Source organism: Tamlana flava (assembly GCF_041287255.1).
GTDB lineage: Bacteria > Bacteroidota > Bacteroidia > Flavobacteriales > Flavobacteriaceae > Tamlana > Tamlana flava.
In genome coordinates this window covers 204623-219492 of the sequence record NZ_JBGGTX010000001.1, presented here as the reverse complement: position 1 = coordinate 219492, position 14870 = coordinate 204623, and the positions used below count along the sequence as shown (strand labels likewise).

At 37.2% G+C, this 14870-nt stretch carries 7 protein-coding genes; all 7 read left to right on the top strand.

Annotation, left to right across the window (positions count from 1 at the left end):
• Nucleotides 1–5 precede the first annotated feature (5 nt).
• Nucleotides 6–2864 (top strand): glycoside hydrolase family 2 protein, encoded by a 2859-nt coding sequence (locus ACB104_RS00815; protein WP_370476346.1) that lies wholly within the window; start codon nt 6–8, stop codon nt 2862–2864.
• A gap of 18 nt (nt 2865–2882) precedes the next feature.
• Nucleotides 2883–4388: a rhamnogalacturonan acetylesterase gene (locus ACB104_RS00810; protein ID WP_370476344.1), complete on the top strand. Its 1506-nt coding sequence runs from the start codon at nt 2883–2885 to the stop codon at nt 4386–4388.
• 228 nt (nt 4389–4616) lie between these two features.
• The gene (locus ACB104_RS00805) at nt 4617–6860 is read left to right on the top strand and encodes a fasciclin domain-containing protein (RefSeq protein WP_370476342.1); all 2244 of its coding nucleotides are present in this window, start codon (nt 4617–4619) and stop codon (nt 6858–6860) included.
• Between the two features lies 1 nt (nt 6861).
• A complete protein-coding gene (locus ACB104_RS00800; RefSeq protein ID WP_370476340.1) occupies nt 6862–10143 on the top strand; it encodes a SusC/RagA family TonB-linked outer membrane protein in 3282 nt (1093 codons plus the stop codon).
• A gap of 20 nt (nt 10144–10163) precedes the next feature.
• A complete protein-coding gene (locus ACB104_RS00795; RefSeq protein ID WP_370476339.1) occupies nt 10164–11657 on the top strand; it encodes a RagB/SusD family nutrient uptake outer membrane protein in 1494 nt (497 codons plus the stop codon).
• A 12-nt stretch (nt 11658–11669) separates the two neighbouring features.
• Complete coding sequence (locus tag ACB104_RS00790) at nt 11670–13355, top strand: fasciclin domain-containing protein (protein WP_370476337.1); 1686 nt, start codon at nt 11670–11672, stop codon at nt 13353–13355.
• 43 nt (nt 13356–13398) lie between these two features.
• Nucleotides 13399–14856: a fasciclin domain-containing protein gene (locus tag ACB104_RS00785; protein ID WP_370476335.1), complete on the top strand. Its 1458-nt coding sequence runs from the start codon at nt 13399–13401 to the stop codon at nt 14854–14856.
• The last annotated feature ends 14 nt before the right edge of the window (nt 14857–14870 follow it).

The window sequence follows — 14870 nt, the reverse complement described above, 5'->3', positions numbered from 1 at the left end:
ATAATATGACAAAAAATACCGCTAAACTAAACACCCTTTTTGTAATCATTCTGCTTTTAAGTTTGACTTTATCGGCTCAAGAAACCGAAAAAATATACTTGTCGGGTAAAGATGTTGAAAATCCTGTTACATGGGAATTCATGTGTACAGACGGAAACAACAGTAAAAAATGGACAACTATAAATGTGCCATCCAATTGGGAGTTGGAAGGTTTTGGTGAGTATACTTATGGACGTTGGTACAAAGAGTTAAATCAAGATGAACCAAGTAAGGAAGAAGGGTTTTACAAATACAAGTTTAATATCCCAGAGGATTATAAAGGAAAAAACATTACCATTGTTTTTGGTGGAGCCATGACTGATACTGAAGTAAAAATAAATGGAAAATCGGCTGGTGATATCCATCAAGGTGGATTTTATGAATTTAAACATGACATCACAACACTATTAAACTATGGAGGTGAGAATTTATTGGAAGCTCGTGTTTCAAAACATTCAAGTAACAACTCGGTAAACAATGCCGAAAGAAAAACAGATTGGTGGTTGTTTGGTGGTATTTATCGCCCGGTGTGGTTAGAGGTTTCACCTGAATCGTACATTGAGCACATAGCTATTGATGCTAAAATGGATGGTTCGCTACGCGCAGATTTAAATTTGGTAAATGTTCCGAAAAACTCGGTTGTTGAGGCTAGTATAAGTCCAATTGGAGGAGATGGAAATTTTCAATCTGTCACCATTCCTCTAAAAGATGATTCAGATTTTCAAACCATCGAAGCCAAATGGTACCATGTAAAACCTTGGAATCCAGAATCTCCAAATTTATATACTTTATCCTTGTCACTAAAGAATAATGGGCAAGTATTGCACACTTCAGAAACAGAAATTGGTTTCAGAACCATAGAGTTCTTAAAAAAAGACGGCATTTATGTTAATGGCAAAAAAATTCTTTTGAAGGGCATAAATCGTCATACCATTTGGCCAGAATCCGGTAGGAGTACCACTAAGGACATCAGTATTCTTGATGTCAATCTAATCAAGGATATGAATATGAATGCGGTGCGTTTTCATTATCCGCCAGACACCCATTTTCTTAAAGTTTGTGATTCTCTTGGGCTTTTTGTGCTGAATGAAGTTGCTGGTTGGCAAAATGGCTACGATACCAAAACAGGAACCAATCTCATAAAGGAAACTGTTCAGCGTGATGTAAACCATCCATCAATAATTATTTGGGACCACGGTAACGAAGGTGGCTGGAATTACCAAATAGACCATGTTTTTCACGAATACGACCCACAAAAGCGCATCGTCATCCATCCATGGGCAGATTTTAACGGTTGGGACACACACCATTACCCAACCTATTTAACGGGTATGCACCGTTTTAATAATGGCGAGAATGTGTTTCTTCCAACCGAATTTATGCATGGCACTTACGACAATGGCATTGGAGCAGGATTGGAGGATTTTTGGAAACGCTACAAACATAGTCCTTTGTTTGCAGGTGGATTTATGTGGGCCATGTTGGACGAAGCAGTATTGCGAACCGATTGGACAGGCGAGCAAAAATACGATTCGAAAGGAAACCTAGCTGCCGATGGTGTTTTAGGTCCGCACAGAGAAAAGGAAGGCAGTTTTTTTACTGTGAAGGAGGTTTGGTCACCCATTCAATTTGAACCCAAAAGAATAACCTCAAAATTTGATGGAACGTTTTTAGTTTCAAATGAATACATTTTTACAAATCTCAATGCATGTAAGTTGGCATACAAGATTGTAAAGGCCGATAAAAGCATTTTATACAATGATGCTAAAGCTGAAGTTATTGCGTCAAGCCCAATTGAAATTGAAAGCATAGAGCCTGGCGAAACCAGAAAAATCCAATTTAAGGTTCCCGAAAACTTTTTTGAGGGCGATTGGTTGGAAATCACTGCTCACGATAATCATGGAAGGGAAATTTACACTTGGTCTTGGCCAATGCACAGAGCTTCTTATTTTGCTGAAAAGTTTATTGAAAAGAATGAGGTAAAAAAGTCTGCCAAAGCCACAAAGGTTGATGATGAGGTGCTTTTAAAAAGCAAAACAGTTAGTGCAAAATTCGATGCCAAAACAGGTGAAATAATCAGTATTGAAAATAAAAATGGCATTGTGCCTTTTGCAAATGGACCAAAGCCTATTGGGATGAAAGCTGATATAGAAAATGTTTCCGTGGAGGAAACAGATGATGCTGCCATTTTTGATGTAAAGTACAATGGTGGAATTCATTCCGCAAAATGGACTCTTTTTAATGACGGTCGGTTAAAAATGGAAATGATTGTTTTAAAAGATGCAGGAAGAAGTAATGGTTTTGATGGTGCGTTTTTTGAAGGTGAAATTAACAAGTTTGGAATTACCTTCGATTTTCCTGAAGAAGGTGTAGAAGGCATCAAGTTTATAGGAAATGGGCCTTACCACGTTTGGAAAAACAGGATTAAGGGAACAGAATTCGGACTTTGGGAGAAAGATTACAACAATACCATAACAGGTGAAAGCTTTGAAAACTTGGTGTACCCTGAATTTAAAGGCTATCATGCCAATTTTGTTGCTGGAAACCTTAAAACTCAAACTGGAGACTATAAATTCTTTAGCGAAAACGACAACTTGTTCTTAAGATTATTTACTCCCGATTTACCTATAAACGAGGTTTCAAAAACCTTTCCGCAACCTGATTTTCCTGAGGGCAATATTTCATTTATGTATGAAATTCCAGCCATGAGGGCCTTTAAGCCTTTGGAGCATCAAGGGCCCGAAAGTCAACCAACCAATATTAGAATCAAAAGTGGGGATGATGGTATTCCCATGACCATATGGTTCGATTTTAGAGGCAATTAATCCATTTAAAAATATTATATGAAAGCATTCAAGTTTTTATTCATCATTCTATTTTCGATTTCATTTTTTAGTTGTGCGCAGCAACTTAATGTAAAACCAACGGTTTACACTGTTGGGGATTCCACAGTTAAAAATGGTAAAGGTGATGGTTATGGAGGACTCTGGGGCTGGGGCGATTTTATCGGTCAGTTTTTGGATTCTTCAAAAGTAAAATTTGAAAACCATGCTTTGGGAGGGACAAGTAGCAGGACTTTTCAAAATTTAGGATTGTGGGATACGGTAAACAGTAAGCTTAAACAAGACGATTATGTTCTGATTCAATTTGGGCACAACGATAATGGTCCTGTAAATGATACCATTCGTGCTCGTGGTACTATAAAAGGTATTGGAGATGAAACGGAAGAAATTGACAATATGATAACTGGCGTACATGAAATAGTGCATAGCTACGGTTGGTATATTGAAAAGGTCGTAAAGGATACCAAAGCAAAAGGCGCAATTCCGGTAATTATGTCACCCATTCCAAGAAACGATTGGAAAGAAGGAAAAGTTCCAAGAAACAACAATTCCTATGGCTTGTGGGCAAAACAAATAGCCGAGAGAAACGATGTTACTTTTATTGATTTGAATGGTAAAATGGTCAGTAAAATGGAAAGTTTGGGTGAAGAAAACGTTACTGAAACCTATTTTTATAAACGAGACCATACACATACATCTGCCAAAGGTGCTGCAATGGCTGCGTCAATAATTGGCAGTGAATTAAAGAAAACAGATAATTCTTTAAAAGATTATATTCTTGAAAACCCTAAAATTAAGTTACCCAAAAAGAAGAATATTTTTTTAATTGGTGATTCCACCATGGCGAATAGTAGTAATCCAAATGCGATAGGCTGGGGTATGGCTTTCCCAAAGTTTTGCGATACCATGCAAGTCAACGTCATTAACAAAGCTAGAGGAGGTAGAAGTACTCGTACCTTTATTTTTGAAGGTTTATGGGATGAAGCTAAAGCAGAATTTCATGAAGGTGATTATGTATTTATCCAATTTGGGCACAATGATGCTGGAAATATTGATAAAGCCAAATATAGAGGGTCTTTAAAAGGAATGGGCGAAGAAACTCAGGAAGTTAATAGAGATAGCGTTACCGAAATAGTACATACCTACGGATGGTATATGAAGAAAATGATTCGTGAAACTAAAGAAAAAGGTGCTATACCTGTAGTTTTGAGTTTAACCCCTCGTAACGAATGGCCAAATGGAAAAGTTGAACAAAGATTCGATACATACGTTAAATGGGCCAAGGAAGCTGCCAACGCCGAAAACGCAATTTATATTGATTTAAGCGATACCGTAGCTCAAAGGTATCAAGACTTGGGTAAAGAAAAGGTAAAGGGGTTCTTTCCTAAGGACCACACGCATACAGGGTTGGAGGGAGCAACTTTTACAGCTTCAATAGTTGCCAAATTAATCAGGAAAAATAAAGAATTAGGATTCTTAAGAGGTTGTGTTTACCCTAATAAATAGTTAATTTGAAAAATAAGAGAGGATAATATCTCTTATATCATAAAATAAAAGACAATAATTATTAGATGTACAGGATGGTGCAGGATGGTGTTATTGCTGTATAATCATAATTTTGAGTGTTAAATATTTTCTAAAATTATGTTAAATAATTTCTAAAGAAGTGTTATTTTAACATGTTTTTAGCCAACTAATTCATTTTAACAACTTTATAAATCAATTCAACTAATAATGAATAAAAAAATACGCTGCTATTTATTTTTCTTGCCACTTGTATTTTTACTTTCTAATTGTAGTAGTAAGGAGGAATTTGATAACTATTATGCAAGACCTGGCGATTTAGAAGATCCAATTTTTCAGCAATTGGAGGCTCACGGTAATTTTACCAACCTTACAGCTTTAATTGAAAAGGCCGGTTACAAAGACATTTTAGGAAAATCGGGCTATTGGACTATGATGGCGCCGAATGACAATGCGTTTGCCGATTTTTTCCAAGAACAAGGCATATCTGGTGTAGCCAGCATCGATTCAACAACTGCCGCTAAGATTGTTAGGTTTGCCTTAATTTACAATGCTTTCAGAACAGAAAGGCTGTCAGATTACCAATCGAGGACAGGTTGGGAAGAAGACAATTCATTTAGACGAAGAACGGCATACTATGATGGCTTTCAAACCAAAACTGTTGATGGAAACCAAATAGTAGTTGCTGGTTCAAATAGAAATAATGCTCCGGGTGCTGATTATTACATTCCAGGTGACAATAACAATAAATATATTACTTATTTTGTTTCGGAGTACATGGATGCACTTGGTTTAAGTGCATTTGATTATCAATATTTTTATCCAAGTGAAACGTACACAGGGTTCAATGTGTTAGGAGGAAAAACGGTTCAGGCGGATATTGTTGCTGAAAACGGTATCATACATGAAGTAGATAAAGTTTCGCTTCCTCCAATCAATTTAGACCAGAAACTTGAAGAAAGTTCTAATTATAGTCTTTTCAGAGATTTGTTGGAAACCAATTTGGTTGAATATATTTTTGATCAGGATGCAACGGATACCTATCAAAATTTTACCAGAAAATCTGATGAAGTATATGTAAAGGTTTATGACCCTGCCTTGTTTTTTTCACCTAATAACGAAAACTATATTAAGGAAGCTGATAATGATGGCCAGTTTGATGCTTACACACTATTTGCACCAGAGAATACAGTCTTTCAGCAATTTATTGATGAGGTGCTCTTGAAAAATTACACGGCACTTGATAAATTACCAAAATACATATTCGAGGATTTATACAATGCACATATGGTTCAAAATGCTGTTTGGCCATCACTTTTGGCGACTTACAGCAATGGATTGGATGAAGATGTGCGTTTTGATATCAATACAGATATTATTGAAGCAGATGTTTTAAGCAATGGATTTTTCTATGGTACAAATAAAGTTCAGGAATCCAATTTGTTTTACAGTGTTTACACTTCAGCATATTTAGACCCAGATTTTACTTTGGCAACACGCCTATATAATGATGGTTCCGGTTACCGGGAAATAATAAGTAACATTACAGGTAGGTATACGCTATTTCTCCCTACAGACGAAATACTCAGGGAACACGGCTATGAATACAACATTAACAGAAGTGAATGGGTTTATACAGATCCAGAAACTGGAAATACCGTTGCGGGTACATTGGCCAGATCACGTTTATTAAGAGTGCTATATAATGGTATTGTTCCAACACCAAATGGAGAGATGGATGATCTTTCGGGTTCTGGTATCATTCGTACTGGTGATTTTGATTTGGCAGGGGAGTATATTAAATGGGAAAACAATCAAATTTGGGCTGCCGGTGGAGAGGAAGTGCAGATTGTAGGCGGTGAAATTTTACAAGAAGAAAAACGAGTGAATATCGTAGGGTTTGAAGATCAAAATAATGGGCGTACTTATTATATTGATGATGTTATAGATTTTACCGAAGTAACACCCGGGTTTGAATTATTTGCTTTGGCTCTACAGCCGAAAGGATACCTGAATTTCTTTTTCTACCTATATAGTTCGTCATTATTTGATCAAGCCACTGGAAGTATTGATGGCATAGAGTTGGGTACTTCTTATACTTTTGCTATTCCTAGTGATGCTGCCATATCACAAGCTATTAGTGATGGTGTTTTACCAGCAAACAGTAATCCCTCCGATCCAGATCAAAGAACACAAATCGAAGATTTTATCAAATACCATATTTTGGCCACTCGTACAGCCTCTGACGATGGTTTAATTAATGGGCAAACCGAAACTTTGCTAAAAGATTTTGAAGGAAACAAAACCTACATTAATGTTTTTAGTGCACCAGGAGAACTTAGCTTTATAGATTCGGCCGGCAGAATAGCGAATTATGTCCCTAGTTCTAGTAATAATTTGGCTGACCGCACTTTAATTCATTTAATAGACAATTATCTTTTATATACGGAATAAAATGAAATATAAACTTACCAACTTATTTTACCGTCTTTCATTTGTATTAATCTCCCTTATTTCCCTTCAGGGCTATGCTCAGGTAACTGATGAAGTTATTAGGGGACAGGTACTTGATGCCAATACCAACGAGCCGCTTTTGGGAGCTACCGTTATTGAACAAGATGCAGAAAAACGTACTGTTACCGGTGTAGTAACTGATTTTGATGGAAATTTTGCCATCCGAGTAAAGAATGTCAATCACCAATTGGTTATTTCAACTTTGGGGTACAAAGCCCAGACTTTAAACATAGGAACAAAAAGAAATTTTATTGTTAATATGGTTGAGAATGTTGAAGGTCTTGAGGAAATTGTAATTAGTGCAACGAAAACACCCGAAAGCGGACTTTTAAATATCGCAGCCAGAGATTTAACCACAAGTGCCGTTACTATAAGTGCGGTTGATGTAGAAAATACACAGGCTGCCTCTATTGATGAGGCGCTTCAAGGAAGGGTGCCCGGTGTTGATATTACTGCAACATCTGGTGACCCTGGAGCAGGTATGCAAATCAGGATTAGAGGTACATCCTCAATTACTGGATCTTCAGATCCGCTTGTGGTTGTGGATGGTATGCCATACGAAACGTCGATTCCAGAAGATTTTAACTTTGGATCGGCTGATGAACAAGGTTATGCCGCACTTTTGAATATTGCTCCTACTGATATTGAAAGTATTACCATATTAAAAGATGCTGCGGCAACAGCCATGTGGGGTGCACGCGCCGCTAGTGGTGTTTTAATTATTAATACTAAAAGAGGGTCAGTGGGCAAACCAAAAATTGGATACAGTTTTACGGGAACTTATTCTAAGTTACCACGTACTATACCTATGCTTAGCGGAGACCAATATTCTATTTTAATTCCAGAAGCTTTTATGAATAGAACTGGGGCACCACTAAATACGCTAACGGTTAAGGAATTCCAGTACGATCCCCAAGAAGTCTATTGGTATAAAAACTATGGAAATAATACAGATTGGGTTGAAGCCATTACCCAAACCGGTACAACAGGTGAGCATAACTTATCATTACAAGGAGGTGGTGAAAGAGCAAGATATTTTACCTCCATTGGATACTATAATTCAAAAGGTGTAACAAAAGGAACTGGTTTTGAGCGTATTAATGGCCGTTTAAATTTAGATTATGTGGTTTCTGATAGAATTCGTTTTAAGGCAGACATTTCATATACCCATACCGATACAGAGCGAAATTATGTGAACGGAACGGGTAGTGGAGACCGAGTAAGAAGTGTTGCCTATACCAAAATGCCAAATATGAGTATTTATGAATATGATGACTTGGGAGATCTAACGCCAAATTATTTTTCTCCAGCCCAGAATATTCAGGGAGCATATCCCCGTACTTATAACCCTGTGGCTTTGGCGGAATATGCTTCAAACCAGCAAACTGGGTATAGAATTGTACCTCATTTTAACTTAAAAGTAGATTTTATTCCCAACAAGTTAATTTCCACTTTTGATCTTCAGTATGACTTCAACAGTACAAAAGCAAAGGCATTTTTACCTCAAAATGCAACAGGAAGACCCTTTACAGAAACAGTGGTAAACCAGGCATCGGATGCAGATGTTGACGTTACCAGTGTTACTACTAAAACAAATTTTATTTACACTCCTAATCTTGGTAGTCAAGATCACAAGTTGCAGACCATTTTGTCCTTGCAAACTAATGACTTTCGATATGAATCACATCAGGTGCTTACTTCCAATACGGCATCGGTTTTTTTAACAGATCCTTCAGTGCCTTCAAGAACGCAGAATGCGGAATTGGCTCTGTATAATAACAACAGCCAATCGCGCAGTGTGGCTGCTCTAATAAATGCCCAATATGGTTTATTGGACAGATATATAATAAACGTTGGGTTACGCGGTGATGGAAACTCTAAATTTGGTCCGAATAATAGATATGGGCTTTTTCCATCTGTTTCAGCACGTTGGAGGGTTTCTGGTGAGCCATTTATGGAAAGTTTTGATTTTGTTGATGATTTTAGTTTTAGAGCCAGTTTGGGACAATCTGGTAGAGCACCGCGTTATGATTATCGCTATTTTAATATTTATGGAAATTTCAACTCAGAATATCTAGGTCTTAATGGTGTTTACCCTCAAAACATGGAACTAACCGACTTGAGATGGGAAACCCTTACAGGTAAGAACTTAGGTATAAACCTTCAAATGTTCGATAAGAGATTCCAGATAGATGTAGATGTTTATCAAAACCGTACGAAAGATCTTTTATTCCAAAATCTTGATGTAACAACCATTTCAGGTTACAATAATATTTCTGACCAAAATGTTGGTGTTATAGACAATCAAGGATGGGAAGTAGGTCTGTATACAACACCTATTAAAACTGATAAATGGAAAGTAGATTTCAACTTTAACATTTCCAGAAATGAAAACATCATTCGTGAAATTTCTGAGTTTTTCCCTAGCGAAAGCGGAAATGTTGATAGAAATGGACAATTCAAAAGATTCCTCCAAACCGATAATCCATTTGGCTCTTTTTATGGATACCGATTTAAAGGTGTATATCCAGACTTGGCATCAACACAGGCACGTGATGCAAATGGGAATATTATTGTAGGGCCTAATGGGCAAACCGTATTCATGAGGTTCAATTACCCAAGTATAGACTACGTATTCCAACCGGGTGATGCGATTTACGAGGATGTAAACCACGATGGTAACATTGATAGTAGAGATGTGGTTTACTTAGGAAACAGCAACCCGAAATTTTCGGGTGGTTTTGGGCCATCAATTACATTTGACAAAAAATTTAAATTGTTACTTTTCTTTACGTATCGATTGGATTACGATATTGTGAATGGAACGGATATGCTAACAACCAACATGTATTCTTTCGATAATCAAAGTACGGCAACCTTATCGAGATGGAGAAATCCAGGGGATGTTACCAATATGCCACGTGCCGTTTATGGAGCAGCATACAACTGGTTGGGATCTGACCGATATGTTGAAGATGCATCATTCCTGCGTTTCAGGTCGGCGACCTTTAGTTACAATTTTGATAAAGAGTTTTTAAAGAAATTAAAGCTTGACGATTTAAATCTGTATTTCACGGCAGATAACCTTTTAACTTTTACAAAGTATAGAGGTCAGGACCCTGAGGTAAATATGAGGGGTGGAGATCCTTTTGGAATTGCTATTGATTATTCCAGAACACCACCAACACGTCGTTTCACACTGGGGCTTAGAACCAGATTTTAATACTAAACTATTTGACTCATATGAGAACAAGAATTATATATACGCTGTCTTTTCTAATGGTATTGATCAATTTGTCTTGCGATAGCTATTTAGATTTAAAACCTGAAAACGGAACAATTCGAGAGGAATTTTGGCAAACGAAGGAAGACGTTCAGTCTGCTATAATCGGAATCTATTCTTCAATGCTAAATACACCTCCTTCAGAAAGCGATCGCACACTTGCAGAATATATTTTCATGTATGGTGAGCTTAGAGGAGACATGGTAAGCCCAGGAGGATTCATGACAGATGAGCAATCGGAGATATTGACCTCAAATATTTTACCAGCAAATAGCTTAACAACATGGTCGCAATTTTATCGAATCATAAATTTTTGCAATACAGTTATTGATTTAGCACCGGGAGTTTTGGATAATGATCCAACATTTACGCAAACACAACTCAATAATTATTTATCCGAGGCTTTAGCCATAAGAGCTTACTTGTATTTTACTTTGGCACGTTCATTCAAGGATGTACCCCTTAAGTTAGACGCTACCCTTTCTGACCAAGACAACTTTCAGTTGCCTACCACCCCACAGTCAGATATATTTGCCCAAGTGGTTTTAGATTTAACTACAGCGGAAGTTTTCGCAGTTGAAGATTATGAAAGTAATGCGTCTAACAAGGGTCGAATTACTAAAAATGCAATCAATGCCATACTCACGGATGTCTATTTATGGCAAGAAGATTATGATTCGGCTTTGGCATCGGCCAACAAAGTAATTAATTCTGGAGATTTTGCCCTTATTGAAGCAAGTCCACAATGGTTTACTACGGTTTTTGCTAGAGGAAATTCAACTGAAAGCATTTTTGAACTTCAATATACTACCCAAAACCTCAACCCATTCTACAGTATCTTTTTGCAACGCCCACAATATTTGGCTGCGCCAACGGTACTTGAAAGTGTATTTGGGATAGATTTTGAAGACCCATTTAATAAAGATATTCGCGGAGAAAGAGCCTCATTGGTTCCAGGTACCAACGAAATTTATAAATATACTGGTCTTAATGAAGATCAGCGTAAATCACTTCAGGAATCAGACACACATTGGTTTATCTATCGTTATGCCGATGTGCTGTTAATGAAGGCCGAAGCTTTAAACGAACTAGGTCGTGGAAGTGAAGCCCTAGATATTATCGCAGATTTGCGGGAAAAACGAGCTGCTATTCAGTTAACCGAAGAACAACTTGGTGTTGATGACACAGCCGGTATTAGATTGTATATTCTAGCCGAACGTTCAAGAGAATTGGCTTTTGAAGGTAAACGATGGTTTGATATTTTACGCAATGCGCGTAAAGAAAACTATGCGTATTTGGATATTTTATTGACTGTGGCGTTGAGAAGCGCTCCTGCTAATCAGCAACAAAGTATTATTGCCAAACTGCGAGACTCAAACAGTCATTATCTTCCTATTAATGAGAATGAACTGTTTACCAATAAACAGCTCGTTCAAAACCCCTTTTACAAATAAAAAAGTGCAATCATGAAAAAAGTATTTAATTTAACCAATTTGTTGAGATTAGGGCTCACAGTTTTAGTCACCATAGTAGTGCTGAACTGTACCACTCAAAAATATAAGGAGTCCACTGATGAGACTTTGAATATTACTGAGTTCTTGAGAGCTAACGAGGAGTATTCGTTATTTTTAGAGATTTTGGAAGTTACCGATTATGCCTCGTTCATGAATACCTATGGAACATATACACTTTTTCTTCCAACGAATGAGGCCGTAACGCAATTGCTTAGTGAGTTAGGGGCTAGTTCCATAAGTGATGTTCCTCTGGAAGATCTTCAAGAGCTGGCAAAGCTTCATATTTTACCTGAAACTGTTAATACAACGTCTTTTACTGATGGAAAAATACCAAGTCCAAGTTTACAAGGGCAATTCCTAATAACTGGTGCGGCATTTATAGATGGACAATCAAGTATAACAGTGAATAAGGATGCCAGCATTATCAATTCCAATATTGAGGTAGGAAATGGTATAATACATGTTTTGGATAAGGTGCTTCGCGTTGCTAATAAAACTTTGGCCGAGAGTATTGATGAGGACCCTTCACTTTCACTTTTTTCTGAAGCCTTAAAAGCAACCGGATGGTACGATAAACTTGATGAACCAGTTACTTATGATGCAGATAGCATATCTAGTCATCTTACCGTCTTGGCACAAACCAATATGGTTTTTCAAGAAAGCGGATTTAATAACTTAGATGACCTAAAGACGAGATATAGCCATTTAGGAGATCCATTAAACCCAGAAGATAGCCTCAATTTATTTGTGGCTTATCGTGTTTTACCTGGATTGAATTACTTGGCAGACCTTGCGGTAACTCCGGCGTTACTTACTAAAGCGCCTTTGGAAGTAATAACGGTTAAATTGTCGGCAGATTCACTTTTAGTTAATGAAGTAACATTTAATGGAATTTTTGAGAAAGGCGTTGAAATAAACCGTAGCTTAAGTGATAACACTGCTTCCAATGGTGTTTTTCATTTGATGAAAGACAATTTTTTCATAAAAAAGAGATTCCCTGCTCCTGTGTACTTTGATGTTGGTGATCAACCTGAAATTAGACAATTAAGTTCGGTTTTTAGAAAACCTGGCAACTCAGTTTCATTAAAAAAGAGTGAGCTAAGTGAGGTAGATTGGCCTGATGACCAATCGTTAGTATATCGAGCTGCAGCAATTGGAGATGGGGCCTATCTTGATAGAGCATGGCATGGAGATGTAATAGAATTAACACGTTTTCGCAATGGCTTCACTGATCCGGTTACATTTACCACACCAGTAATTATTAAAGGGAAATATAAAGTTTGGGTGTCTTACCGACAAAATGGTAGATCTTCACCGGCTTGTGAAGTTTCCTTTAACGATATTCCGTTTGCTAGACGTGTAAACTTTACGGAATATGGTAATACTGACTTACCAGAACGCGTTTTGGAATCACAGGGTTACAAAAGACATATTGAACCGTTTACGAACAGATTTAACTGTAGATTGGTTGGTATTGTTGATGTTCCAACGACAGGACGACATAAATTAAAATTTGAAGCCGTGCAAGATAGTAGAAACGGGGAGACATGGATAGATGTAGTAGAGTTTAGGCCTGTTGATATGGATCAATTATACCCTAAATTCCAGTCAGGTGGGGACGGCTTAATTTATGAATAGAAAATATAATTAAATAGCGATGGTTAAACTTAATCCATTAAGGATGATATCAATTAAAACATACACAAAAATATTTATTGCAAGTTTCGCTTTTTTTGCGCTAGCTTCCTGTTCAGATCCATGGGATGATCACGGTAAAACTGTCGATCAAAATCTTAATCAAAACTTAAGTGAGCGAATACAAAGTACTTCTCAAACCAGTGAGTTTGGAAAACTTTTGGAGGAAACAGGCTTAAGTGGGGTACTTTCCAATTCCAAAACATACACAGTTTGGGCACCAACTAACGATGCCATGTCTCAGGTTGATGCAAACTTGTTGAGTGATTTAGATAAAAAGCGATTATTTGTAAGAAACCATATTGCACTTACAGCGTTTTCATCAGTAACCGAAGCCGATACCGTGACCGTACAGATGCTTTCCAATAAATATTTGGAGTTTAGAAACGGTAATATCATAGAAGATGCGCCGGTAGTTACTGCTGATCAATATGCTTCTAATGGATTATTTCATGTCATTAGCAAGGCATTAGAGCCGAGATTAAATATTTGGCAGTATGTTAAAAGCCAAGCAGGGAGTAATACCATGAGTTCCTTCTTAACTTCTCTCAATGCTTTTGATATTTACAGAAATGATAGTATAGCTAAAGCCAATGAACCGGAGATTCATCAGCTCTATGCGGATTCATTGAGGAATTCCTATTTAACAAATGTTTACAATTTAAATAATGAGAAGAATAAGTACACTCTATTTCTTCTGGAAAACAGTGGGTTCAATGCTGAAGTGGATAATCTGGAACCTTACTTGATGAAAGGCACAGCTGATTCAACCAGAACCTATGCGAGCTATTTTACCGCTAGGGATATGGCATTTCATAAGGCTATTGCTAGGGAAAACCTTTCAACTACACAATTTGTCTCACACTTTGGTGTAGAAGTGCCAGTCGATGAAGATAATATTGTTGACGAGATATTATTAAGTAACGGTATCGTTTACATAATGAGCGCTATGGAAGTACCGCTTGAAAATCGTTTACTTACCACTCAAATAGAAGGGGAAGAACCCACTGGGTTTAGTCAAAATGATAGAAGGTCCAACACATTCTACAGGGAAAAGGAAGATCCAGACGGCATTTTGTTTTATGACATCATGGTGCAAAATCATGGGGTGCCGCAGTTTGCCATAAACTACAGTGCCAATGATATGTATAGTACAACATACCAAGCTTATTGGAGAGCAATTAACGATATTCAGGGTAATACATTTTTACAAACTTTAAGAGTTGGTGGTACTGTTGATGTTGACGGTTCAGTAGTAGATCCAATAGCCGAATTAGAATATGAGGTAGGCCTTAATGTGTATGATGAAGTTTTAATTGGAGAGTTTACTCTTGATGAAGCCGGTAGGCTTGACCTTATTTCGCTTGTAGCTGCAAACACAGGTGTTAACGGCAACAATACCTTAACCCTTGATTATTTAAAACTAGTTCCAGTAATAAAATAAATGTCTTTTAAACC

Coding starts and splice junctions, on each gene's coding strand:
- ACB104_RS00790 (WP_370476337.1), top strand. CDS start 11,670: ATGAAAAAAGTATTTAATTTAACCAATTTGTTGAGATTAGGGCTCACA.
- ACB104_RS00800 (WP_370476340.1), top strand. CDS start 6,862: ATGAAATATAAACTTACCAACTTATTTTACCGTCTTTCATTTGTATTA.
- ACB104_RS00805 (WP_370476342.1), top strand. CDS start 4,617: ATGAATAAAAAAATACGCTGCTATTTATTTTTCTTGCCACTTGTATTT.
- ACB104_RS00785 (WP_370476335.1), top strand. CDS start 13,399: ATGATATCAATTAAAACATACACAAAAATATTTATTGCAAGTTTCGCT.
- ACB104_RS00815 (WP_370476346.1), top strand. CDS start 6: ATGACAAAAAATACCGCTAAACTAAACACCCTTTTTGTAATCATTCTG.
- ACB104_RS00810 (WP_370476344.1), top strand. CDS start 2,883: ATGAAAGCATTCAAGTTTTTATTCATCATTCTATTTTCGATTTCATTT.
- ACB104_RS00795 (WP_370476339.1), top strand. CDS start 10,164: ATGAGAACAAGAATTATATATACGCTGTCTTTTCTAATGGTATTGATC.